The sequence below is a fragment of the Dethiosulfovibrio russensis genome, assembly GCF_021568855.1.
GTDB classification, from domain to species: Bacteria; Synergistota; Synergistia; order Synergistales; family Dethiosulfovibrionaceae; genus Dethiosulfovibrio; species Dethiosulfovibrio russensis.
Genome location: NZ_JAKGUG010000003.1, coordinates 31,635 through 56,461, shown reverse-complemented (window position 1 = coordinate 56,461; position 24,827 = coordinate 31,635). Strand labels below are relative to the sequence as shown.

The window sequence follows — 24,827 nt, the reverse complement described above, 5'->3', positions numbered from 1 at the left end:
CTACTCCTCCCACAGAAGCCTCTCCCATATGGAATTAGCCACCCTCATTCCCTTACGGGTCAGGGCTACCGAGCCCTTTTTCCACTCGAGACAGTTATCGGGAATTTCCGAGAGACACTTCAACAACCGGGCCTTCGATCCGGATCCGAACCTTCGACAAAAATCGTCCAGATCGATCCCCCATTTGGTTCTCAATGCCAATATGGCCGACTCGGACGCCTCGGCGACGCCACCGATCCTCTCGCTGTAGACCGCCGCGAAACCGGAGGACCTCACCGAATCGCAATACCCAGCCAGAGACGGATCGTTCTCGTACCTCAGACCGTTTAAATATCCCCAGGCTCCCGGCCCCAGCCCCAGGACATTCTCCCTGTTCCAATAGGCCAGATTGTGGAGACTCCAGCGCCCTTCGAGGGCGAAACTCGCTATCTCGTACTGGTCGAAACCGATCTTAGGCAGATACCACTGGGCCCATCGATAGTGGCCGTAACCGTCGAAGACACCCTCGGGCGGTTTTTTCCCCCAAAAGGAATCGTTATCCAAGGTAAGCTGATACAGAGACATATGACCGACCCCCAGCTCCGCCAAGGCCTTTAGGCTCCGGTGCCATTTTCTGAGGGTCTGCCCCTTCAGGCCGAACATCAGATCACCACTGACGTCGAAACCGGACGCCACCGACGCAATAACAGCCCGTCTCGCCTCGTTCGAATCGTGAAGTCTACCGAGCCATCGAAGCTCGTCGTCGTCCAGGCTCTGAACACCTATACTGATTCGAGAGATCCCTCTGTCCCTCCAAAACCGAAGATGGCCGTCGGAAAGGCTCTCGGGGTTCGCCTCTACGGAGAACTCCTCGATCGAACCACGGTCGATATATCGATCCAGCAGATCCATCAGCCTGATCCATTCCTCAACTGACAAGACCGTGGGAGTTCCTCCTCCTATGTAGAGGGTCCTGACCGAAAGGGGCCCTCCGGATAGCCGACTCAGTCCGATAAGCTCCGACTCCAAAGCCGAAAGATAAAGGTCCACGTCCCCAAGACGAGGAACAGAGCTGGCGAAAGAACAGTAAGGACATTTGGACCTACAGAAAGGCACGTGAAGGTAAACAGAGAGGGGCTCGGAAAGCCCCTCTCTACCTCCCTCGAAATCGAGGATATGACTAGTTACTTTCATCGTCCATGTTGAGGAAGGACATAAAGGCATCGGGAGGAATGGAAACTTTCCCTATCATCTTCATCTTTTCCTTGCCCTTCTTCTGCTTCTCCAGAAGCTTCCTCTTCCTCGTTATATCACCGCCGTAGCACTTGGCCAAAACGTCCTTCCTCAGGGCCTTAACGTTGGAACGGACTATGATCTTGGATCCCACAGAAGCCTGAAGAGGAACCTCGAACATCTGTCTCGGAATTATCTCCTTTAACTTCCTGATCGCCTGCTGACCTCTGTGATACGCGTCGTCCTGATGGCAGATAAAGGAGAAAGCGTCCACCGGCTCGTGGTTTATGAGAACGTCGACCTTGACCAGCTTGGCCTCTCCGAATCCCACGTGCTCGTAGTCCAGGGAGGCATAACCCCTCGTCTGGGACTGAAGCTTATCGTAAAAGTCGACGATGAACTCCGCCAGAGGAAGATCGTAAATCGCCCTCGCCCTCTCGGGAGTGATATAGTCCATGGACACGAAGGTACCCCTCTTCTCCTGACAGAGCTGCATGACCTTCCCGACGTAATCGGAAGGAACGTAAACGGTGAGCCTTATCATAGGCTCCGACACGGAGGCGATATCCCCGACCTCGGGAAAATCCGAGGGCCTGTGGGCCTCTATCTCCTCGCCTTTTTTGGTCTCCATCCTGTAAACGACGTTGGGGGCCGTCGCCACCAGCTGAACGTCGAACTCCCTCTGAAGCCTCTCCCTGGTTATATCCATGTGGAGCAACCCGAGAAAACCGCAGCGAAAACCAAAGCCGAGGGCGGTCGAGGTCTCTGGCTCGAACTCTATGGAAGCGTCGTTCAGCTTGAGCTTTTCGAGAGCCTCTCTAAGCTGGGTATATTCGTCCCTGTCCACAGGGTAGAAACCGCAATAGACCACCGGCTTTACAGCCTGATAGCCCGGAAGTGGCTTATCTGCCTTTTTGTTGTAGAAGGTGACGGTATCCCCGACCCTTGCCTCGTCCAGGGTCTTTATGCTGGCTGTAAGATAGCCGACCTCCCCGACCCCCAGGGACTCGACGGAGGTGAAACCCGGACGGAACACCCCGACATCCTCGACGGTGTAGCGTCTGCCGGTGACCATGAAAATTATCTCGTCTCCGGCAGAGATCCTTCCGTCCACGACCCTTATGTAGCATATGACCCCTCGATAGTTATCGTACACCGAGTCGAATATCAGAGCCCTCAGAGGAGCGTCTGCGTCTCCCTTCGGAGGGGGAACAATCCCCACCACCCTCTCCAGGGCATCCTCAATGCCTATTCCGTTCTTGGCGCTCGCCAACACGGCATCGGAGGCGTCCAGACCGACCACGTCCTCTATCTCCTGGCGAATCTCGTCGGGACGTGCAGATGGAAGGTCTATCTTGTTTATGACCGGAATTATCTCCAGATCCTGATCGATGGCCTTATACGCGTTGGCAAGGGTCTGAGCCTCCACCCCCTGAGCAGCATCCACCACCAACAGAGCCCCCTCGCAGGCGGCGAGAGACCGGGATACCTCGTAACTGAAGTCCACGTGGCCCGGGGTATCGATAAGGTTCAACACGTACTTTTCGCCGTCCGAAGCGGTATAGTCCATGCGTACCGGAACGGACTTTATGGTTATTCCCCTCTCCCTTTCGAGCTCGAGGGAATCCAAAACCTGTTCCTTCATGTTTCTCTTATCGATAGTACCGGTAAACTCCAGCATCCTGTCGGCTATGGTGGACTTACCGTGATCGATATGAGCTATAATCGAAAAATTTCTTATCCTTTTAGGATCCATATAGAAAAAACACCTCACAGATAGAAAGAGCGCCCCCTAAAGGGCCCGTTTCGCTCCCTCCGAAAGAGGGATCCGAACCAGACTATGATATCAGAGACGGGACAAAACCGCACCGTCTCAGGTAGAAGCCCATCCGAAACGTAGCCCTCCATCGAGCCTCTCCCTATAGTTGACATTTATAGACCTCAAGGTGATAATGTCAGTATCTTATTCCGGGAGGTAACTGCCATGGAGATCCGTGAAATGCTGTACGAGGGAAAGGCAAAGAGACTCTACGCTACCGACGACCCCGACGCCCTATATCTGAAGTATAAAAACTCCCTTACCGCCTTCAACGCCAAGAAAAAGGCGGAGATGGAGGGAAAAGGAGAGCTGAACAACATGATAAGCTCCTGGATATTCAGATATCTGAAGAGCAAGGGCATAGACAGTCACTTCATCGAAAGGATCGACGAGCTTTCACAGCTGGTAAAACCGGTCACCATAGTCCCTCTGGAGGTGGTGGTCCGCAACGTCACAGCCGGTTCCATATGCAGAAGGCTCGGGGTCGAGGAGGGAATGAAGCTTCCCAGACCTCTGGTGGAGTTCTATTATAAAGAGGACGAGCTGGACGACCCTCTCGTCATAAGAGACCATGCGGTGTTGTTCGGATGGGCCACCGACGAGGAACTGGACAGAATGACCGAAATGGCCCTTACGGTGGACTCTGTGCTTACCGAGCTCCTCTCTTCCATAGATATAGACCTGGTGGACTTCAAGCTGGAGTTCGGCAAGGATAGAGAAGGCAACATTCTTCTGGCCGACGAGATCTCTCCGGACACCTGCCGTTTCTGGCAGAAGGGAACCAGACAGAGCCTGGACAAGGACCGTTTCCGCAAGGACCTGGGAGACGTGCTCGGAGCTTACAGGGAGATATGGCGCCGTCTTTCGGAAAAGAAGGAGGAGAACTGATGCGTTACGGAGCGGAGATACTGGTATATCTGAAAGAGGGAGTCCTGGACACCCAGGGCAAGGCCGTCGCGGCATCCCTGACGAGGCTGGGCTACGACGACCCTTCCGTCAGGGTAGGTAAATACATCCGAGTCGAGATAGAGGCCTCCGACATGGATTCCGCCAAGGAAACCTTCGATAAAATGTGCAAGGATCTTCTCGTAAACGCCATAGTCGAGGACTACACGGTAAAGGTGGAGGAACTGAGATGAACGTCGCCGTGGTGGTCTTCCCCGGCAGCAACTGCGACAGAGACGTGGTCAAAGCCATAAAATACGCAACGGGAGACGAGGCCGAGCTGGTCTGGCACGGAGAGACGGAGCTTCCAGGAGAAACCGACCTCGTCGTTCTGCCAGGCGGCTTTTCCTACGGCGACTACCTCCGTTGCGGCGCTATGGCCCACACGGCTCCCATCATGGCCGACGTGAAACGGCACGCCGATCGGGGCGGTCTGGTGCTGGGGATATGCAACGGTTTTCAGGTTTTGACCGAATCCAAGATGCTTCCCGGGGCCCTACTGGTCAACCGGGACCTGGCCTTCATCTGTCGCCCCGTCGAGATATCGGTGGAGAGGGACGACACCGCCTTCACCTCCGGCTACGAAAAGGGACAGGTGATAACGGTACCCATAGCCCACTACGAGGGTCGATACCACCTTCCAGAGGATGAGCTGGAGCTCCTGGAGAAACGGGGGCAGGTGGCGTTTCGCTACAGCGGAGGGAACCCCAACGGGGCCCTGAACGACATCGCCGGTATATACAACGAAGGCGGGAACGTTCTGGGGATGATGCCCCACCCGGAGAGATATTCCGATAGAGCCGTAGGGGGAGACGACGGACTTCCCATGTGGCTGTCGATAAAGAGATGGATCGAAAGGACCGGTGCCTGATATGGATTACTCCAAAGCGGGACTCCGCAAAGAGGAATACGACGCCCTGAAAGCCAGACTCGGAAGGGAGCCCAACGACCTGGAGCTTCAGATCATGGGGGTAATGTGGTCAGAACACTGTAGCTACAAATCGACCAAGCCGCTTCTGAGGCTATTCCCCAAGGACGGAGACAGGGTCCTCCTCGGACCGGGGGAAAACGCCGGGGTCGTCGACGCCGGAGACGGACTCGGGCTGGCTTTCAAGGTGGAAAGCCACAACCATCCCTCCGCAGTCGCCCCCTATCAGGGAGCCGCCACGGGGGTAGGAGGCATAATTCGAGACATAATGGCCCTGGGAGCCAGGCCTGTAGCCTCCATGGACGGACTTTTCTTCGGAGACCCGGAGGAGAGGAAGACCCAGGCACTGGCCGACGGAGTGGTAAAGGGAGTGGGAGGCTACGGCAACTGCGTAGGAGTTCCCACCGTAGGAGGCAAGACGGTCTATCACGAAAGCTACAGGGGCAACCCCCTGGTTAACGCCTTCTGCGCCGGACTTGTCCCGACCGACAGAATGGTGAGCTCCCAGACGGCCTCTTCTGGCCAGAAGGTACTGATACTTGGCTCCAAGACAGGAAGGGACGGCATAGCCGGAGCGGCCTTCGCCTCGGTGGAGCTAGCCGAGGACGGTTCGGGGGTCCCGTCCATCCAGATAGGCGATCCCTTCACGGAAAAGCTTCTCATAGAGGCCTGTCTGGAACTGCGAGACAAGGACCTGCTGGTCAGCATGCAGGACATGGGAGCGGCGGGAATACTCTCCTCCTCCAGCGAGATAGCCGCCAAGAGCGGCATCGCCATGACCATAGACTTCGACGCCGTTCCACTCAGGGCCGAGGGAATGGAGCCCTGGGAGATAGCCCTATCCGAGTCTCAGGAGAGGATGCTGCTCATAGTCGAGCCGGAAAAGGTCGACCAGGTGATGGCTGTCGCCGGAAAATGGGAGCTGGACTGCGCCGTCATAGGAGAGACCGAAAAGGGCGATCATTACCGCATCCTCTGGAAGGGGGACACCGTCGCAGACATGCCTGCGTCTGTAATAGGCAGCGACTGTCCCGAGATCCCCTGGCCCTCCGTCAGACCCGAGGACCTGGAGGATCGCTGGAACTTCGACCTCGACTCGCTTCCCCTTCCGGAAAACTGGAACGAGGAGATTTTGAACCTTCTGGGCTCCCATTCCCATCGCTCCAGAAAAGAGATATTCGAGCAGTACGACTCGATGGTCCAGACCAACACGGTGATAGGTCCAGGATCCCCTGTGAGCGCCGTAAGGATCGAGGGCACCGACCGATTAGCCGTCATGTCCATGGAGGCCCAGCCCTTCATGTGCTGGCTAGATCCCTACAACGGCTCAGCCGAGGTCGTGGCCAGAAGCTGCCGGGCTCTCGCCGTAGCCGGAGCGAAACCGGCCGGGACCACCGACTGCCTGAACTTCCCCTCTCCGGAGAAACCCGAGCAGTTCTGGACCCTGGAGCAGTCCGCCAAGGGAATGGCCGAGGCCTGTTCCTCACTGAAATGCCCCGTGGTGTCCGGAAACGTCAGCCTGTACAACGAGACCGCCAACGGCCCCATTCTGCCGACTCCCCTGGTCGGAACGGTAGGATTCGTCGAAAACATCGAGGAGCTTCTCCGTTCCGGCAACTGGAGCGAGGGAGACAGACTCTTCTACGTGGGAATGCCCAACCCGAGGCTCGACGGAGGATCCTACCTGCTGAACAAGACCGGCCGCATCTGGGGCAAACCTCTGGACTTCGACGGAGAGCTGGAAAACGAGTTCATCCTGAGGGCGATCGAGACGGCCAAAAGGCGGGCCGCCTCGTCGGGAATGCCCATAGCAGGAGGAGGACTGGCCGTGGCCCTGGCCAAGGAGGCCGGAGCCAGCGGCCTGGGAGCCTCTATATCCATACCCTGCCCCACCAGGAGGGACGTCCTCCTCTTCGGAGAAGGAGGCCCCAGGGCAGTTTACTCGGTTCCTAAAAACCGACTGGTTCTCTTCAGAGCCCTCTGGAAGGGCTACGCCGTGACGGAGATAGGACAGGTCGGAGGAAACCGCCTGACCCTGGACGACCTGGTAGATCTGTCGGTATCCGAGATCAGGGAAAGCTGGAATCTCTGATATGTGCGGAGTTTTCGGCGCCTTTTCCGCCTCGGGCAATCCGGTCCTCGAGGAGGTCTACCTGGGCCTCTACGCCCTCCAGCACAGAGGACAGGAATCGGCGGGAGTAGCATGGATCGACGGAGAAAATCAGATAAGGACCATAAAGGGACAGGGCCTTGTACACCTGGCTTTGAACCAGGCGGAACTGTCGGGCATCCCGGCGAGCTCCGCCATAGGACACGTCCGCTACTCCACTGCCGGAGGCTCGGGACTGTCTAACGTGCAGCCCCTGGCGGCAAACTACTGCAGGGGCCCGGTGGCAATAGCCCATAACGGCAACATATCCAACGCCTCGGGGGTAAGAAGATACCTTGAGAACAGAGGGGCCATATTTCAGTCCACCACCGACACGGAGGTCATCCTCCACCTCATGGCCCACCAACCCCACAAAACGGAGCTGGACGCCCTGGTCGACTCTCTGAGAAAACTCAAGGGAGCATTCTCTCTCGCTGTGGCCCTGAAGGACCGCCTGGTGGCTGCCAGAGATCCCTGGGGATTCCGTCCCCTCGCCCTGGGCAAGAGAGACGACGTCTACTACATATCGTCCGAGAGCTGCGCCCTCGACCTGGTAGGGGCGGAGATGATCCGGGAGCTCGATCCGGGAGAGATCCTGGTGATAGACACAGACGGCCTCCATTCCCTCAGGATCCCGGTGGAGCCAAGGCGGAGATACCTCTGCGCCTTCGAATTCGTCTACTTCGCCAGACCGGACAGCCTGATAGCGGGACAATCGGTCTATCAGGTAAGAAAAGAGCTGGGCCGTAGATTGGCCAGAAGGTCTCCCTGCTCGGGAAACTGCGTTACTGGAATGCCCGACAGCGGAACGATAGCGGCCATGGGCTACGCCGAGGAATCGGGGCTAGCCTACGAGAAAGCCATAGTCAGGAACCGTTACTCCGGACGGACCTTCATCGAACCCACCCAGAGGGTGAGGGAGCTGGGTGTAAGGAAAAAGCTCAACCCGATAAGAGAGCTAATAAAGGGTCAAAGCCTGGCTGTGGTGGACGACTCCATAGTCCGTGGAACGACCTCCAGAAAGATGGTAGAGCTTTTGAGAAACTACGGCGCCTCGGAGATACACATGAGGATATCCTCTCCGCCGGTGCGCTTTCCCTGCTACTACGGCATAGACACCCCCACCAGGGAGGAGCTCGCGGCGGCCCGATCCAACGAAGAGGCCCTATGCGCCGAAATAGGGGCCAACTCGCTGGCCTATCTTACCGAGACGGACCTGGTAGAGGCCATTGGCCTACCGGCCTGCGAGGTATGCACCGCCTGTTTCAGCGGATCCTACATGGAGGACGGAGAGAAATATGAAGAACTGGACATATGAGGAATCGGGAGTCACCATAGACGGAGGCAACCGCTGGGTCAAGCGGATAGGCGAGCTCATGTCCCAAAGACCCAAGGACCCTAACGTAGTAGGTGGAATAGGCGGCTTCAGCGGCCTCTACGACATGGGCGGAGGCTCTCTTCTGGCCGCCTGCTGCGACGGCGTCGGCACCAAGCTGGAGATAGCCGAGGCCGCTGGAAAACTCAAGGGGCTGGGGCAGGACCTGGTGGCGATGAGCGTAAACGACCTGATAACCTGCGGAGCCAGACCTATACTCTTCCTCGACTACCTGGCCTGCGGCAAGCTGGACTCGGACAGACTCATCCCCGTAGTCGAGGGAGTCATGGACGCCTGTCTCGAATCGGGATGCGCTCTTCTCGGAGGCGAAACCGCCGAGATGCCCGGGGTGTACCCTCCCAACGGATTCGACCTGGCAGGCTTCGCCGTGGGAACTGTAGACAGAGAGGACCTCATAGACGGATCCTGCGTCGAAAGAGGCGACCTCATGATAGGGCTCGCAAGCTCGGGCATACACAGCAACGGCTACTCTCTGGTCAGAAAGGCACTGGAGAAAGAGCTCGCCGCCTCACTTCACGAAAAGATCGACCAACTGGGAGAGCCCCTCTCGGACGCCCTGCTAAAACCCACCAGGCTCTATCCCCGTCCGGTTCTCTCGGCTCTAAAAACCGGAAAGATAAAGGCGATGGCCCATATCACCGGAGGGGGCCTGGAGGAAAACATAGAGAGAGCCCTTCCGAAGGGAATGCTCCCCGAGATAGACTTCGACTCCTGGAACAGACCGGCCATATTCGACTACATCTCGGACAGAGGCGTGGACGAATCGGAGATGCGCAGGGTCTTCAACCTCGGAATAGGATACACCCTGGTGGTTGCCCCAGAAAACCGCGACGAAGTTACGGAAAAACTGAGAGAAAAAGGGGAGACCCCGGTGATCTTCGGTACGGTGGCATGACCTCCATAGGACTGCTGATATCCGGCAGAGGCTCCAACATGGACGCCATCCTGGACCGAGTGAAATCGGGAGATCTGAAGGCCAACGTCTCCTTCGTGGCGTCGGACCGACCCGGAGCCCCCGGCCTGGAGAAGGCGGCCGCCAGAGGGGTAAAGACCGAGCTACTGCCCTACGAAAACGGCAAAGAGGCGGCGGAGGAACATCTCCACCGCCTTTGGCGTCGTCACGACCTGGGCTGGCTCGTACTGGCCGGCTTCATGAGAATACTCTCGCCGGGCTTCGTATCCTCCCACGCCGGAAGGATCGTGAACATCCACCCCGCCCTGCTCCCCTCCTTCCCCGGAGCCCACGGCATAGAGGATGCCTGGGGCTACGGTGTAAAGGTGACGGGGGTAACGGTCCACCTGGTGGACGAACTGGTGGACCACGGGACCATCCTGTCCCAGATGCCGGTAAGGGTAAAACCGGACGATAACATGGAAACCCTGGAAAGAAGGATTCACCGAGCGGAACACAGACTATACTGGAGAACCCTGGAGAAACTCTTCTCCGGGATAATTCACACAGGAAAGGACGATTCCAGATGAAGAGAAGAGCCCTCATATCGGTCTACGACAAGACCGGCGTGGTCCAGTTCGCCAAGGCGCTATCCGAGCGAGGTTGGGAGATAGTCTCCAGCTCGGGAACCGCAAAGGCCATTGAAGAAGGCGAAGTCGAGGTCGTGGAGGTCGCCGACCTGACCGGAGTGCCCCACATGCTGGGAGGCCGGGTGAAGACCCTGCACCCGGCCATATCGGGAGGCATACTTGCCAGACGGGAGCTCGAAAGCGACATGGCCGACGTCGACACCCACAGGATCCCCCTGATAGACATGGTGGTCTGCACCCTCTATCCCTTCGAGGAAACGGTCCGATCCGGCGGAGGGCTGGACGAGCTCATAGAGAAGATAGACATAGGCGGGGTAACCCTTTTGAGAGCTGCGGCCAAGAACTACCGCCACGTAACTGTGATATCTGACATTGCCGACTACGACTCCATAGTAGAGGAGCTGGACAAAGAGGGAGATATATCCGTATCCACCAGACAGTCTCTGGCCCTCAAGGCCTTCGCCCTCACATCGGGATACGACTCGGCCATAACCGCCGGTCTGTCCTCCGAGCTGGGCAGGGATATGGAGGAACAGGAAGAGATACCCTCGGACCTGCCTCTCAACCTTAAACTGGCTCAGCCTCTGAGATACGGTGAAAACCCCCATCAGACCGCCGGACTCTATCTGCCATCCCTCTCCGAACTACCATGGGAACAGCTGGCAGGCAAGCCCCTTTCCTACAACAACATACTCGACCTGGACGGAGCCCTAAGAGGAATGGCCATGATGCAAAAGGACGTCGGAGCGGTAGTGTTGAAGCACACCACCCCCTGCGGCATGGCGGTGGCAGACACAGTAGGAGACGCCTACAACAGGGCTTTCGAATGCGACTCTCTTTCGGCCTACGGCGGGGTCGTAGGGGTTACCAGGACGGTCGACCTCGACTCGGCCAAGAGGATAGGCGAACACTTCACGGAGATAGTCGCCGCCCCGGACTTCGACGAAAAAGCGGTCGAATACCTGGCGGAACGCCGTCCCTCCCTAAGGCTCATAAAGTGGAACGGAGGCCGGGTGATGCCCTGGCAGATCACCGGAACATGGAGCGGACTGCTGGCACAGAAAGACCAGCTTCCTCCTCTGCCCTCCCCCGACTCGGGCGAGTGGATCGGCCCTAAAAGACTCGACCTCTGGGAGGACATGCTTCTGGCCTGGAAGGTAGCCTGTCTGTCCAAGAGCAACGCAGTCGCCATGGTCAAAAACGGAGCGGCGGTAGGAATAGGTATGGGATTTTGCAGCAGGGTCTTCGCCGTCGAGTTCGCCGCCTCCCAGGCGGGAGATAAGGCCAAAGGAGCTGTTATGGCCTCCGACGCATTCTTCCCCTTCGCAGACGGACTGGAAAAGGCGGCGGAAGCCGGAATCGTGGCGATAATCCAGCCCGGCGGCTCCGTCAGAGACGACGAGGTCAAGTCCAGAGCCGAGGAACTTGGCATATCCATGTTTCTCAGCGGCTGGCGGACCTTCAGGCACTGACCATGAAGGTACTCGTACTCGGCGGAGGCGGCAGGGAACACGCCATAGCCTGGGCCCTGGCTAAATCGCCCCTCTGCGACGAACTGCACGCCCTGCCGGGCAACCCGGGAATCGCCGGAATAGCCACCTGCCACGAAGGGAATCCCTGCGACGGGAAATCGGTCGTAAAACTGGCCGAGGACCTCTCGATAAACCTGGTCGTGGTGGGCCCGGAGGCGCCTTTGGTATCCGGCGTCTCCGACGAACTTCGCAGGGCCGGTATTCCGGTGTTCGGTCCGGGAAAGGCCGGAGCCATGCTGGAGGCCAGCAAGGCCTACTCCAAGGAATTCATGGCCAGACACGGCATACCCACCGCCCCGTTCAAAATATGCCGCAGCATAGACGAGGCGAGAGAAGCCCTGGAGGAAAGAAAGCCCCCCTACATAGTCAAAGCCGACGGCCTTGCGGCGGGAAAGGGAGTATTCATCTCCGACGACCTCTCCCAGGCGCTGGACTCCTGCAAAGAGCTCCTGGACGGATCGCTGGGCGAGGCCGGAAAGACCCTCGTGGTGGAAAACGGCCTTACGGGACGGGAGGTCTCTGTGATGATAATCACCGACGGAGAGACATGGAGACTCCTCCACACCAGCCAGGACCATAAAAGGGCCTTCGACGGTGACAGAGGCCCCAACACCGGAGGAATGGGAGCCTACGCTCCGGTTCCCTGGGTGGACCCCGAGATGACCAAAAAGATAGAGCAAGAGATCGTGAAAAAAACCCTGTCGGGACTGAAAAAAGACGGCATAGACTACCGTGGCGTCATATACGCGGGGCTGATGGTCTCCCCGGAGGGCAGGATCGACCTGCTGGAGTATAACGTCAGGCTGGGAGACCCGGAGACCCAGGCACTGCTTCCCCTCTTCGACGGCGACTGGCTGGAGGCCTGTCTCCGATGCACCCAGGGAAAACTCTCGGAGGCCAAATGGTCTCTCAAGGACCTGTGCTCGGTCAACCTGGTCATAGCCTCGGAAGGATACCCGGGCAGCTACGAAAAGGGACACCCCATAGAGGGGCTGGACGACGAAGAGGAAGGCGTTACAGTCTTCCAGGCGGGAACGGCGCTTAAAAACGACAAGATAGTAACGGCGGGGGGAAGGGTGCTTTCCGTGGTTGGCACAGGCTCAACTCCCGACGAGGCCAGAAAAAGGGCCTACGGAAAAGCCGAAAAGATAAAATTCCAGGGAGCTTTCTATCGAAAGGACATAGCGGCAAACACGGAGAGGCCGAGGGAGGAAGACAGATGACCAAGGCAAAGATAGGCATAGTTCTGGGATCGGCAAGCGACAAAGCGATCGCCAAAAAAGCGGGGGACATGCTGGACAAGCTCCAGATCCCCTACGAGGTGACGGTGGCCTCCGCCCACAGGACTCCGGAGGACGCTGCGGCCTACGCCGCCAACGGAGAGAAACGAGGGCTAATGGCGATCATAGCCGTGGCGGGACTTTCCGCCGCCCTTCCCGGCGTGCTGGCCGCCCACACTTCCCTGCCGGTCATAGGGGTTCCGGTTTCCGCCGGAACCGTGGGAGGGCTGGACGCCCTCTACTCGGTGGCCCAGATGCCTCCGGGCGTTCCCGTGGCGTCGGTGGGAATAGACGGAGGGGCAAACGCCGCCCTTCTGGCAGCCAGGATAGTGGCCCTCCTGGACGAAAAGGTGAGACAGAACCTGGAGGACCTCCGGGTGGAACAGGCCGAAAAGGTCCGCAAATCCAGATCGACCCTGGAGCTTCCGGAGGTGCCGGAGGAAGCGTTTAAATAGCCCCAGGAAAAACAGTCGTTCCCCGCTCTCTATCAAGAGGGTGGGGAACGACTGTTTTTCGACATGGACTTTAGTATTTTCTTTCATCCTGAATACCCAAGTTTTCCCTTATAGCATTCTGGAGAAGAGCGGAGAAATTGACTCCCTTAGCCTCAGCGGCACGATTTAGCCAATAGGGCAGGGTTAATGTCTTTTTTATCGCCTTACTCTCCATAGCATCTCTGACCAGAGGCATTATGGCCGAGATCATCACCGTTCTTTCACCTGGTCCAAGATCGATATCGGATAGACGGGATGGATTGGGGATAGAGTCTCCGTCCTCCTCCATCCCGAAGATGTGAAGCTCAAGGGCTTCGGTGGCTTTTTTTATCCCCTCTTTGTCGGAGGTCGCCTGGCTGACGCATCCGGGAAGATCGGGGAAGTATATGCCGATACGACCGTCGGGGTTATAGTGAAACACCGCCGGGAAGTTGTATCTGTCCTGCATCTATTTCACCTCCCTTGGTTCATATATCATAAGGTTATGCCTGCCTGCTTTTCTATGCTTTTGAGAACCATTATGTCCAGGTCTTTTACGGTCATGATAATCAGGTTATTCAAGGTTAACTCAACTTGGGCCTCAGAATGTCGATCAACGTGATTGGCGTCTGTTCCGCTACTGACCCAGTTGAAATTCACCAAGTCGGAGAGTGCCATAAAATGGCGCTCTCCGTGGCAACTCTCGCTCTGTTTAGGCTTCGGTAACTTAGCCATTCAGGCAAGAGGACTTTTTGATACGGTTATTTCTTCTGGAACAGGAGCAAAGGCAAGAGCAAGAAAAATGCCGCTGGGGCAATCCCACCTATAGAGCATCCAGCACCACCGCTTCCACTGCTTGCGGGAACAGGCTTTGCGGTATTGATTGCATCGATAGCTTTTTGAATATCCTCTTTTACTGGATCCACCAGTTTATCTATTTCACTCTTATATTCATACCATTTAGACGAATCAAGATTCAATAATCCCATGTTTACAAGATCCTGATAGCTATAATTCTTTGAGCCTATCTTTTCCATGATAGTCTGTATCAGATGCTCTTCCGTATCCACAGCAAACACGGACCCCGATAGATCATCAAAGGTCAAGCCAGCCCCTGGACGATTGGACACATTTAGAACGACGTAGTAAAACCCGTCCTTTTCCTCTACTGTAGCGAGTCTTTCTGCCACGAGATTTCTCCCCCTGAACATTATGACGCTATCTTTCGAGGCTATCCTAAGGCGGAAAGTCAGGACGTTATTGGATATGTTTGTCATAAGAGATCTTATCTGGGCAACAGGAAGAGAGAAATCAAAATTATCCCCATCGCCTAAAGAACCATCGTTTTTTATCTGAGCAATCACAGGTGTTATAGCCACAGAGCCTTCATATTTCACGGCTATATCCGTCACGTTCTTAGCGTGATCCTTCTTTGCAGGAAACTCTATGTCCTTTACATCACCGTCAAGATTCACAGCAACTATCTCAGCTACTTTATCCTCGCTAAATAAATTCAAAAGATCTCCGTTGCCGTTGACTATGTCTGCTGTCTCACCGGCAGTCATAGGCTTTGCCCCAGTGTCAGAGCTTATATCTTCATCTTCCAATTTAAAAGGTTCTATATCGGAAGGCTCAACCTTTGGTATCACCGGTGTAACAGGATCGGTACCTATATATACCGTGACAGCCCAATTCAGAAAAGACTTATCTTCTGCGATTATCTTGTAAGGGACGGGAGATGTAAAATCATTAGCGGTTACCCCACTCTCCTGAATTAGAGATCCAACCTCAGCGGAGGCTCCATCGGATAGGGTAAAATCAGCCACCAGAGAGGATACATCCGTTCCGCTAGGCATGGTCACGGTGACGGTATGAGCAGAGCTGTCGATTATAGAACTCACCTGACCGGGAAGAGAATAGCTGGTTATATCCTTGCCGATTCTTGGAGCTGGGGCAACGTTTACCGTGACTACCCAGTTCTGAACGCTTTTATCCTCGGCAGTAACTCTATAGGTAACGGGATTCCTAAAGTCGTTGGCGGTCTTTTTGCTGATTTGGGCTACTCCGCCTACTTCAGAAGAGGCTCCACCTGAGAGGGTAAAATCAGCCACCAGAGAGGATACATCCGTTCCGCTAGGCATGGTCACGGTGACGGTATGAGCAGAGCTATCGATTATAGAACCCACCTGACCGGGAAGAGAGTAGCTGGTTATATCCTTGCCGATCCTTGGAGCTGGGGCAACGTTTACCGTGACAACCCAGTTCTGAACGCTTTTATCCTCGGCGACAACGGCATAGGTAACGGGATTCCTAAAATCGTTGGCGGTATTTTTGCTTATCTGGGCTATTCCGCCTACTTCAGAAGAGGCTCCATCTGAGAGGGTAAAATCAGCCACCAGAGAGGATACATCCGTTCCGCTAGGCATGGTCACGGTGACGGTATGAGCAGAGCTGTCGATTATAGAGCTCACCTGACCGGGAAGAGAGTAGCTGGTTATATCCTTGCCGATCCTTGGAGCTGGGGCAACGTTTACCGTGACTACCCAGTTCTGAACGCTTTTATCCTCGGCGACAACGGCATAGGTAACGGGATTCCTAAAGTCGTTGGCGGTCTTTTTGCTGATTTGGGCTACTCCGCCTACTTCAGAAGAGGCTCCACCTGAGAGGGTAAAATCAGCCACCAGAGAGGATACATCCGTTCCGCTAGGCATGGTCACGGTGACGGTATGAGCAGAGCTATCGATTATAGAACCCACCTGACCGGGAAGAGAGTACGCAAGAATTGCTTTTCCGGTCTGCAATGCTACGGCTGTTGTCGTAAAACTAAACGTACTTTTCCAAACAACCCCCTTGTTGTCCCTAGCACTAACTTCCCACGTGTACTTATCCCCCAGGTAAAAGCCGGACGTTTCAAAAGTAATTCTACTTGGCCCTATAGATGAAATACTTCCACTGCTCATGTACGTTCCCTTTTCGTTTCTTACTTTAATAGTATATCCTGCTATTGGAGTTCCATCCTCGTTATAACAGCGTGCCCAGGATAGCGTTTGGTCCAATGGAACATCGACGGCATTGTCCGCTGGTATGGGATCGGAGGGTTTTTGAGACTGTGAGAAAGACGAGGCCCAGGTGGAACAAGAACAGACTGCCACCGCTAGAAAAGCCAACAAGAACAGACTAATAAATCTTTTTGTCATAACAAAAACCTCTTTCTTTTTAATTGAGAAAATCTCCTTGTTTAAAGAATTTCAGCTTTAATAAGGTATCTTCCTGCCCTGTTCTAACACCCCCTTACAGACATTCCAACAACCTAGCTTGCTGAGTAATTGCATTTTGTAGATAATGTTTTCAGCAGGAATAACTAAACCTTCCACTCAGCCCTTTCCTGACCTTCAGAAAGATTGACATTAAAACACTACACCAGACATACGACATTTTAAGTCGTAACTACCCTAAACGTATATTTAGGCACATCTTCCACTCCTCTTACCCAAGAGAGACTCTCTTGCCCTATAATCTACACAGAGAGGGGGGCTTCATTTGGAAAAGATGATTTTAGGAAGGACAGGGCTTTCCGTCACCAGAAGCGGCTTCGGCGCTCTTCCGGTACAGAGAATTCCGCTTGAGGATGCGGCAGAGCTGTTGAGGGAGGCGTTCGAGAAGGGAATCAACTACTTCGATACCGCCAGGGCCTACACGGACAGCGAGGAAAAGATCGGAAAGGCGTTGTCGGACGTTCGAGACAGCATCGTGATATCCACCAAGAGCCACGCTACGACGCCCCAGGAGCTCAGGGAGCACGTGGAGACCAGTCTGGCGACGATGAAGACCGACTACGTGGACATACTGCAGTTTCACAATCCGAAGAAGGTCTTTCTGCCCGGCGGAGAGGACGGCATGTACGACGCCCTGGCGGAGCTGAAAGATCAGGGAAAGGTTCGTTTCATAGGCTACACCAACCACAGCCTGGACAGGGCCATGGAGGCGGTTCGCTCGGGATATTACGACACGGTACAGTTTCCCCTGAACCATCTGTCGGCCCAGAGGGACGTGGAGCTGGTGGAGGAATGCTCGAAAAGGAACGTAGGGTTCATCGCCATGAAGGGTATGTCCGGCGGGCTTATCACCGACGCCAGATTATCCTTCGCCTTTTTGAGACAGTTCGATAACGTGGTGCCCATATGGGGAATGCAGAAAAAGTCGGAGCTGGAACAGTTTATCGAGTTGGAAGCGGCTCCCCCGTCGCTGGAGGAGCTCCAGGATCTCATAGACGAGGACAGAAAGGCACTTTCCGGCGATTTCTGCCGTTCATGCGGCTATTGTCTGCCCTGCCCCGCCGGAATAGACATTCCTCAGGCAGCCAGGATGTCCCTCCTTTTGGGAAGGATGCCCTGGCAGCCCTTCATGTCCGACGAGTGGCGTGACAAGATGGAAAAAATAGAGGGCTGTATACACTGCGATCACTGCAAGAACCATTGTCCTTACGGCCTGGATACCCCGGAGCTGCTCAGGAAAAACCTCGTCTTCTACAGAGAGTTCTACAGGGAAAAAACCGGCAAGAAACTACCTTAAGGAGGGCTGAAGGGAACCGAAGCCACGAGAAAACATATCGGCGACGGCCTCTTCCGGAACGGGGCGGCTGTAGAGAAAGCCCTGCGCCGAGACGCAGCCTATACGGAGGAGCAGATCCCTCTGTTCCTCCGTCTCCACTCCTTCGGCTATCACCCTAAGCCCTCTCGCACGGGCGAGGGCCACGATGCTCTTCACTATAGCCTCGTTCAAAGATGGGGCCTCTTTACCCGGCATGAAGGATCGGTCTATCTTGAGGACGTCTACGTCGAAACGGGCCATATAGGTTAGGGACGAATATCCAGTTCCGAAATCGTCTATGGCGAGGGAGACACCCAGTTCCTTCAGACTCTCCAGCATACTGCAGCTTCTGTCCAGGTCTTTCATCAGGGTCGACTCGGTCAGCTCCAGCTCCAGAAGTTCCGGAGGAAATCCCGTTTCCTCCAGGATTCGACCTACCATAAGTACGAAGTCGTCCTGTTGAACCTGTTTCGCCGATATATTAACGGCCAGGGGAACTCTAAGCCCCTCCTCCAGCCAGAGGGCTCCTCTACGACAGGCCTTCTCCATAACCCATCGTCCCAGGTCAACTATGAGGCCTGTTTCCTCAGCGGCCGGTATGAAAAGCTCGGGAGAGCGATCTTCCTCTCCATCTTTCCAACGACAGAGGGCCTCGAATCCCAAGACCTCTCCGGAGGACATGTCCACCTTTGGCTGGTATGCCAAAGAGAGCCCCGACTCTCTTGCAAGAGAGTCGGCGAGGCGACGTTCCATTCCTATACGCTCCCGAAAAGAGACCCCCATTACGTCGTCGAAGAAGACTATCTTTCGTCCCGATTTCTTAGCCTCGTACATGGCTATATCGGCATGGCCGAAAAGGTCTTCCCAGGTGATGCCGTGATCGGGATAGACGGAGATGCCCACCGAGGCACCTATGGATATATGGGCCCTTTCGGAAAGCTTGAACGGCCCGTCCATACAGTCCAGTATCGATTTACCCACCGAGTAGGCGTCGCAGTAATCGCCGGAATATATCATGACGCCGAACTCGTCTCCGCCGAGACGGGAGACCATGGCGGAGGGGTCGAGCGCTCTGGATATACGGTCTGCCACGTAACGAAGCAGCTCGTCGCCTATGGCGTGTCCTAAGGTGTCGTTCACGTTTTTAAACCGGTCCAGATCAACGTAGAGAATCGAGAAGGGCTCACCCCTCTTTACCCTGGAGCGGCCTTCCCTCACGAAAGACACCCTGTTGGGAAGGTCGCACAGTTCGTCTCTAAAGGCCAGACGACGGACCTTTGCCTCTACCTCGGCCTGCTTCGTGACGTCCCGATATATGCCGTAGAAACCGACGAGTTTTCGGTTCACCTCTATGGGACACCCGAAGATCATGACCTTTATGATTTCTCCGTCGCCTCTGAGACGGGTTCCCTCGAACTCCACTTTCTTATCTTCCAATATCTTTCGGTTTATCGCCAACCCCTCGTCCACCCTGTCGGGAGGAAGAATCATCTCGTCCAGTTTTTTACCCAGCAGGTCTTTTTTGGAAAAACGGAATATGCCGAGGAAGGCGTCGTTGACGTCCATCACCCTCTCGTTCGGGTCCAGCAGGACTACTCCGTCCGGCAGGGTCTGAAAGAGTCTTTTCAGGGAAATTCTGTCCTTACGGCTCACAGGATCGATCGGTTCAACCTGTTTTACCGCTTTCTCGAAAAACGAGCGAACGAGAGAGACGATTTTTCCTACTCCAGCCATCTCGGGATGTTCTCTCTGTATAGTGTCCTTATTCTACCGGTAATTTCTCCGGGATTGCCGTTTCCCACCGTTATGTCCCCTACCTGAACGACCGGCATTATCTCCTTCACCGATCCGGTTATAAAGGCCTCCTGGGCCTCGGACAGCTCCTCCAGAGATGGAACCCGCAGCTCCAGGTCGATCTCGTTTTCAGTCAGTATCTGAAGGAGAAGAGATCGAGTGGTTCCAGCTAGAACCACGTCGTCCGGAGCGGTTACGACCTTTCCGTCTTTTATCATGAAGAAACTGCTGTGTCCCGCCTCGGTTATTCCGCCCCCTGGACAGTAAAGTACTTCGAGGGCCCCGGGATCGACGCTGTTTTTTGCCAAGGCGGCACTGTAGTCTATGCTTTTCGCCGAGGGCATCAGCCTGGCTCTGTCCAGGGGGAAAAGCCTGACTCCCTTGGAGTAATGCTCCTTATCGGGAAGAACCAGGTCCTGAAAGGAAACGAAGTAACGTGGATCGGGAAAACGACATCCGTCCACGAAATTATCTCCTCCGGTTATGTAGAAGTTCACCAGAACCTCTCCGTCTCCATCCATCCGGCCGATTCCCTCTCTGACTATGGATTTCATAGCCTCCACTCCGAGTTTGTTCTCTATTCCCAGAGCCGAAGCGGATTTCAAGAGTCTTTCCAGATGGTAGGTCATCATCATGGGCCTTCTGTCGTAGGTCCTGACGAGATCGAAGACTCCTATGCCTCGAAGTATTATGTGATCCGAGAGAGGAAGAGCGGCACGATCAAAGGGAAGGAAGTTTCCGTCCATATAGCAAAGTCTCAAATCGATCCCTCCAAAGGTCTATGTAAGCTTTCATGGCACTCCCGGTATTGTACCTCAAAAAATTCAGGAATCGAACCTTTTCTTGAGAATATCCAACGCCTCTTCCGATCTGGATTTAGCCAGGATGCAACACAGAGATTCCGGAGTCTCCACTATCATCTCCAGGTTTATGCCCCTCTCGGCCAGGGCGGAAAAGACGTCGGACAGCAGTTCTGGACGGTCGGAAAAGCCCTTTCCGTAAAGAGCCACTCGACATATTTCTGTATCGAAGGTCACTCCCTGGGCGCCTATTTCGCCGGGCATCTTGCGACAGACGTCTATGGCCTCTCCTATGCGGGAGTCCTTTATCAGAAAGGCTATGTCGTTTACGTCGCCTCTCATGACGCTCTGAATGACCATCTCGACTGGCACCTGAGCCTCCTTAAGGGCGGAAAAAAGATGGGCCGCTATGCCGGGGCGATCGGGAACCCCCAGCACCGCCACTTTAGCGACGTCGACGTCGCAGACGATGGTATCTATGGAAAAGCCGGACATTTTATCGACATCTCCTCTCTTCGGGAACTTTAAAATCAGCCGTCGTTTCGACCGATGCTCCGTAACGATCTACGTCCAATACGAAAAACCGGGAGTGAACTCCGGCCTCGGCGAAAATACGGCACATAGGCCTGGCGAGCTTTTCAGGAGACCATCTGGTGAAGGCCACCATGGTAGGGCCGGATCCGCTTATTGCCACGCCGTCGCATCCGGGAATTTCCCTCAAGGTATCGAGAATTTTCTCCCCTCCGGGAAAAAGTTTCGACCGAAATGGCTGATGAAGACGGTCTCCTACCGCCAATGAGAGGTTTTCCCACTTTCCGGTGGCCCAGGAAGCGGCCAAAAGAGCGGAACGGCCCAGGTTGAAAACAGCGTCTTCCATAGGGACAGTTTTAGGCAAAGCCGCTCTCGCCTGAGAGGTAGGGACCCTCACGTCTGGAACGGCCACCACGGCGGTCATTTCATCCTCTCCGCAGGGGAGCCTTACGTAGCGCAGGTCTCCATCGAGCCAGCAGCTGACCACGAAACCGCCCAGGCAGCAGGGAACCACGTTGTCCGGGTGTCCCTCCAACTCTACCATGAGGGGCAGAAGCTCCTCTTTGGAAAGGGGCTCGTCCCTGAGCTCGTTCGCCACCATAACTCCTCCTACTATGGCGGAGGAGGAGCTTCCCAAACCTCGGCAAAACGGGATCGCGTTGAGGCTCAACAGGTCCAGCCCGGGGGGTTCTATTCCCCATCGCCGACAGGTGGCCTCGTAGGCCAGGATGAAACCGTTTTCCTCCGGTTTTTCCGCCTCGCCAGCTCCTTCGCCCAATACCTCTATTTTGTAGATTCCTCTTTCAAGAAATCCTTTGACCTTGAAAACGTTGTAAAACCCCAGAGCCAAGCCGATGGAGTCGTACCCCGACCCCATGTTGGCGCTGGTGGCTGGGACCCTTACGGATATCATGACCTGAAGATCTCCTCCAGGACGGACCATTGAGCCTTCACCGGCTCGATCGGGGAGATCCTGGATAGAAGGGCATCCGGATCTTTTAGACCGTTCCCCGTCAGGACCGTGACTATTCTGATGCCCTCGGGCAACTCGCCCTGTTCCTTCAGTTTCATCAGTCCCGCCACTCCGGCACAGGAAGCGGGCTCGGCGAAGATCCCATCCCTACCGGCCAGGAGCCTCTGGGCTTTCAGTATCTCGTCGTCGTCCACCGCGAGGAAGGTTCCCCCGCTGTCGGACACGGCTTTTTTTGCTTTCTCCGCGTTTACCGGACGGCCTATCCTTATGGCGGTGGCCACCGTTTCCGGCTCGGGGAACTCCCGTCCCAATGCCAGAGGGGCCGAACCGGAAGCCTGAACCCCTACCATCCGGGGCAATCCGGAGCAGCGTCCCAAAGAGGAATAGTAATCGAAGCCTTCCCTATAGGCGGAGATGTTTCCAGCGTTGCCCACGGGCAACACCAGCCAGTCGGGCCGATCGCCCAGCTCGTCGCAGATCTCCCAGGAGGCGCTTCTCTGTCCCATCAATCTGTAGGGATTGACCGAGTTGACTATCGCCATGCCCATCTCCTCCGCTCCTTTTCTTGCAAGGTCAAGAGCGACGTCGAAATTGTCCTCTATAGGTACTACCTTAGCTCCGTAGGCGATGGCCTGGGCGAGTTTCCCCATGGCCACGTTGCCGGCAGGTAGGACCACGAAGCAGGGGATACCTGCCCTGGCGGCGTAGGCGGCGGCGGAGGCGGAGGTGTTGCCTGTGGAGGCACAGACCACCGAACGGGCCCCTTCCTCCAGTGCCTTCGCCACCGCCAGGACCATCCCTCTGTCCTTGAAGGACCCGGTGGGGTTCAAGCCGTCGAATTTAGCGTAAAGCTCGACGGAGAGCTCTCTACCGAGATTTATCAGAGGGATAAGCGGTGTGCTCCCCTCACAGAGAGACAGATCGGGAGTTCTGTCCGTTATAGGAAGATGTTCGCCGTATCTCCTTAAAATTCCCTGAGCCATGAAAAAGACCTCCTCTAGATAAAGTAAAACCGGACCCGATCGTCTCAACAGGCCCAATGCCTGGAGACGACCGAGTCCGGCCGCGGTTCCACTCCAGTTCCGGTAAAAACCGGCTCTCTAAAGAAGTACATAACAAGCTCCGAGGTGGTATTCCCGAAAGTCCTTGCCGGGAAGCTTTTCAGCCCACGAGCTCCCCTCTCTGAGACCGGTTTCGATCGGTACTGGCTCTCTTCATCGCTTTATTCCGATTTGGTTGATAAAGTACTTTACAGCAGCGACATAACTATGTCAAGGACGGGACGCTCGACTTTATGGATCCAAAGGCACGGAGTAAATTAGGGGGTTTTCCCTATATCGACATAAAGGGGGCCGATGCTATTATGTAGTCGTCCGCAAGAAGCGGACGTTTTGTGGAACCCTCCAAAATCCACCACCCCAGGCGATGGGATCCCCCCCATCGCCACTTTTTTATCCTCTCAATCCTCGGAAATTCTCGTCTTCTCCAAACCTCCGGATCTTAGAGTATCCAAGGTGCCGTAATGGGTCATGTCCATGTGTATAGGGGTTATGGAGACATAGCCGTGAGCCACCGCCCATACGTCGCTGCCCTCCACCAGGTCGTCCTCCGGTTTACCGGCCACCCAATAGTAGGTGCGTCCGAAGGGATCCTGTAGTTTGGTGACCTTATCGGCGTAAACCCTGACTCCCTTATGGGTAACCTTCAACCCCTTCATCATGGTCAGAGGCAGGTTCGGTACGTTTACGTTCAGAACTATGTCGTCCGTCATGGGGTTATGGGAAAGCCAATCGACCAAACGGACCACTACCGCCGCGGCAGCATCGTAATGGAGCTCTTCGTCTCCTCTGGAACAGTTCAGCGACACTGCCACCGATGGGTACCCCATGATGGATCCCTCCATCGCGGCTGAGACCGTACCGGAATAGGTTATGTCGTCTCCCAGGTTGGGACCGTTGTTTATCCCGGATATGACTATATCCGTGCCGGAGGATACCTCGTCCACCCCCAGTACCACGCAGTCCGAGGGGGTTCCGTCGCAGGCGTGGACGTCCAGATCATGGGGGTAAAGGTCGCTGACCACGGACCAGACTCTCAAAGGTCTGGTCAGGGTTATGGCGTGCCCTACGGAACTTCTCTCTCTATCGGGAGCCACCACTGTCGCGAGGTGACCTCCAGCTTTAAGGGCCTTGGCCAGAGCCGCTATTCCAGGAGCGTAAACTCCGTCATCGTTGGTAACGAATAATCTCATAGATTCACCTCAAGCCAGTATAAGTCTCAAAAAAAGGTACATGACGGGGCGCATTATTGCCCCGATTGCACCGACGGCGACCAAAAGCAACAACACTATCATTCCGTACCTCTCAAGGTAGAACCAGCCTTTCATCCAGGATCGGGGAAGAAGGGGGTAGATCAGCTTCGATCCGTCCAGAGGGGGAATGGGGATGAGGTTGAACACCGCAAGCCCCACGTTTACGTAGACCATCAATATCATGACCCTTCCGAGAGCGGGGCTGGCCATGAAGGGACCGGGAAAGAAACGCAGTATCAGACCTACGACAAAAGCGGTGAAGATGTTTCCCGCCACCCCTGCCACCGAGACCAGCACCATGTCCCTCCTTGGCTTGCCGAAGTAACGTGGGTCGATGGGAACAGGCTTGGCCCATCCAAAATGGAACAACAGCAACATTATGGCCCCTATGACGTCGAAGTGGGCCAAGGGGTTCAACGTAAGTCTGCCTGCATCTCTGGCAGTAGGGTCTCCCAGCTGATAGGCCACCCAACCATGGCAGAATTCGTGAAAGGATATGGCCCAGAGCACGGCAGGCAGGGCCAGAAGTATATCGGCGATTTGTCCAGACAT

Annotated in this window: 22 protein-coding genes; 11 read left to right on the top strand and 11 right to left on the bottom strand. The window is 55.5% G+C overall.

What is annotated here, in order from left to right:
- Both hemW and lepA read right to left on the bottom strand, forming a co-directional pair.
- On the bottom strand, positions 1-1,173 hold the full coding sequence (hemW, locus tag L2W48_RS03670; protein WP_236098686.1) for a radical SAM family heme chaperone HemW: 1,173 nt from the start codon (positions 1,171-1,173) through the stop codon (positions 1-3).
- Positions 1,160-2,968 carry a translation elongation factor 4 gene (lepA, locus tag L2W48_RS03665; RefSeq protein WP_236098685.1) on the bottom strand — a complete coding sequence of 603 codons (1,809 nt, stop codon included), beginning with the start codon at positions 2,966-2,968 and terminating at the stop codon, positions 1,160-1,162. Before lepA ends, hemW begins: the two co-directional genes overlap by 14 nt.
- A 228-nt stretch (positions 2,969-3,196) precedes the next feature.
- On the opposite strand from lepA, the gene purC reads away from it, so the two are divergent.
- Genes purC through purE form a run of 10 tightly spaced genes read left to right on the top strand, consistent with a single transcriptional unit; the run spans position 3,197 to position 13,258 of the window.
- Positions 3,197-3,919 (top strand): phosphoribosylaminoimidazolesuccinocarboxamide synthase, encoded by a 723-nt coding sequence (purC, locus tag L2W48_RS03660; RefSeq protein ID WP_236098684.1) that lies wholly within the window; start codon positions 3,197-3,199, stop codon positions 3,917-3,919.
- Complete coding sequence (purS, locus tag L2W48_RS03655; protein ID WP_236098683.1) at positions 3,919-4,170, top strand: phosphoribosylformylglycinamidine synthase subunit PurS; 252 nt, start codon at positions 3,919-3,921, stop codon at positions 4,168-4,170. Before purC ends, purS begins: the two co-directional genes overlap by 1 nt.
- Entirely contained in the window at positions 4,167-4,847 is a 681-nt protein-coding gene (gene purQ / locus L2W48_RS03650) for a phosphoribosylformylglycinamidine synthase subunit PurQ (RefSeq protein WP_236098682.1), read from the top strand. The genes purS and purQ overlap by 4 nt, the downstream gene beginning before the upstream one ends.
- 1 nt (position 4,848) lies before the next feature.
- Entirely contained in the window at positions 4,849-6,996 is a 2,148-nt protein-coding gene (gene purL, locus L2W48_RS03645) for a phosphoribosylformylglycinamidine synthase subunit PurL (RefSeq protein WP_236098681.1), read from the top strand.
- Between the two features lies 1 nt (position 6,997).
- Complete coding sequence (gene purF / locus L2W48_RS03640; RefSeq protein ID WP_236098680.1) at positions 6,998-8,371, top strand: amidophosphoribosyltransferase; 1,374 nt, start codon at positions 6,998-7,000, stop codon at positions 8,369-8,371.
- Positions 8,352-9,344 carry a phosphoribosylformylglycinamidine cyclo-ligase gene (gene purM, locus L2W48_RS03635; RefSeq protein WP_236098677.1) on the top strand — a complete coding sequence of 331 codons (993 nt, stop codon included), beginning with the start codon at positions 8,352-8,354 and terminating at the stop codon, positions 9,342-9,344. The genes purF and purM overlap by 20 nt, the downstream gene beginning before the upstream one ends.
- The gene (gene purN / locus L2W48_RS03630; protein ID WP_236098676.1) at positions 9,341-9,931 is read left to right on the top strand and encodes a phosphoribosylglycinamide formyltransferase; all 591 of its coding nucleotides are present in this window, start codon (positions 9,341-9,343) and stop codon (positions 9,929-9,931) included. Before purM ends, purN begins: the two co-directional genes overlap by 4 nt.
- Positions 9,928-11,463, top strand: a complete 1,536-nt coding sequence (gene purH / locus L2W48_RS03625; protein WP_236098675.1) for a bifunctional phosphoribosylaminoimidazolecarboxamide formyltransferase/IMP cyclohydrolase — start codon at positions 9,928-9,930, stop codon at positions 11,461-11,463. Before purN ends, purH begins: the two co-directional genes overlap by 4 nt.
- A gap of 2 nt (positions 11,464-11,465) precedes the next feature.
- Positions 11,466-12,746 carry a phosphoribosylamine--glycine ligase gene (gene purD, locus L2W48_RS03620; RefSeq protein ID WP_236098674.1) on the top strand — a complete coding sequence of 427 codons (1,281 nt, stop codon included), beginning with the start codon at positions 11,466-11,468 and terminating at the stop codon, positions 12,744-12,746.
- The gene (gene purE / locus L2W48_RS03615) at positions 12,743-13,258 is read left to right on the top strand and encodes a 5-(carboxyamino)imidazole ribonucleotide mutase (protein WP_236098673.1); all 516 of its coding nucleotides are present in this window, start codon (positions 12,743-12,745) and stop codon (positions 13,256-13,258) included. Before purD ends, purE begins: the two co-directional genes overlap by 4 nt.
- 70 nt (positions 13,259-13,328) lie before the next feature.
- Here the strand turns inward: purE and L2W48_RS03610 are convergent, their stop codons facing one another.
- Positions 13,329-13,745, bottom strand: coding sequence for a type II toxin-antitoxin system HicB family antitoxin (locus L2W48_RS03610; protein ID WP_236098670.1), 417 nt, complete (start codon positions 13,743-13,745; stop codon positions 13,329-13,331).
- 292 nt (positions 13,746-14,037) lie between these two features.
- Positions 14,038-16,473: an SGBP N-terminal domain-containing protein gene (locus tag L2W48_RS03605; RefSeq protein WP_236098669.1), complete on the bottom strand. Its 2,436-nt coding sequence runs from the start codon at positions 16,471-16,473 to the stop codon at positions 14,038-14,040.
- Between the two features lie 352 nt (positions 16,474-16,825).
- Here L2W48_RS03605 and L2W48_RS03600 point away from each other — a divergent pair, with 352 nt between their 5' ends.
- Positions 16,826-17,848 (top strand): aldo/keto reductase, encoded by a 1,023-nt coding sequence (locus tag L2W48_RS03600; RefSeq protein WP_236098910.1) that lies wholly within the window; start codon positions 16,826-16,828, stop codon positions 17,846-17,848.
- Here L2W48_RS03600 and L2W48_RS03595 read toward each other — a convergent pair.
- The 7 genes from L2W48_RS03595 to L2W48_RS03565 all read right to left on the bottom strand — a co-directional run bounded on the left by L2W48_RS03595 (position 17,840) and on the right by L2W48_RS03565 (position 24,827).
- Positions 17,840-19,600, bottom strand: coding sequence for a sensor domain-containing protein (locus L2W48_RS03595; RefSeq protein WP_236098668.1), 1,761 nt, complete (start codon positions 19,598-19,600; stop codon positions 17,840-17,842). The two genes, L2W48_RS03600 and L2W48_RS03595, sit on opposite strands and share 9 nt — an antisense overlap.
- Positions 19,588-20,421: an aminotransferase class IV gene (locus L2W48_RS03590; protein ID WP_236098667.1), complete on the bottom strand. Its 834-nt coding sequence runs from the start codon at positions 20,419-20,421 to the stop codon at positions 19,588-19,590. The genes L2W48_RS03595 and L2W48_RS03590 overlap by 13 nt, the downstream gene beginning before the upstream one ends.
- Positions 20,422-20,484: 63 nt before the next feature.
- A complete protein-coding gene (locus L2W48_RS03585) occupies positions 20,485-20,955 on the bottom strand; it encodes an ACT domain-containing protein (protein WP_236098666.1) in 471 nt (156 codons plus the stop codon).
- Position 20,956: 1 nt separating this feature from the next.
- On the bottom strand, positions 20,957-21,904 hold the full coding sequence (gene thrB / locus L2W48_RS03580) for a homoserine kinase (RefSeq protein WP_236098665.1): 948 nt from the start codon (positions 21,902-21,904) through the stop codon (positions 20,957-20,959).
- Positions 21,901-22,947: a threonine synthase gene (gene thrC / locus L2W48_RS03575; RefSeq protein ID WP_236098664.1), complete on the bottom strand. Its 1,047-nt coding sequence runs from the start codon at positions 22,945-22,947 to the stop codon at positions 21,901-21,903. Before thrC ends, thrB begins: the two co-directional genes overlap by 4 nt.
- A gap of 476 nt (positions 22,948-23,423) precedes the next feature.
- The gene (surE, locus tag L2W48_RS03570) at positions 23,424-24,215 is read right to left on the bottom strand and encodes a 5'/3'-nucleotidase SurE (protein ID WP_236098663.1); all 792 of its coding nucleotides are present in this window, start codon (positions 24,213-24,215) and stop codon (positions 23,424-23,426) included.
- Positions 24,216-24,224: 9 nt separating this feature from the next.
- A complete protein-coding gene (locus L2W48_RS03565; RefSeq protein ID WP_236098662.1) occupies positions 24,225-24,827 on the bottom strand; it encodes a site-2 protease family protein in 603 nt (200 codons plus the stop codon).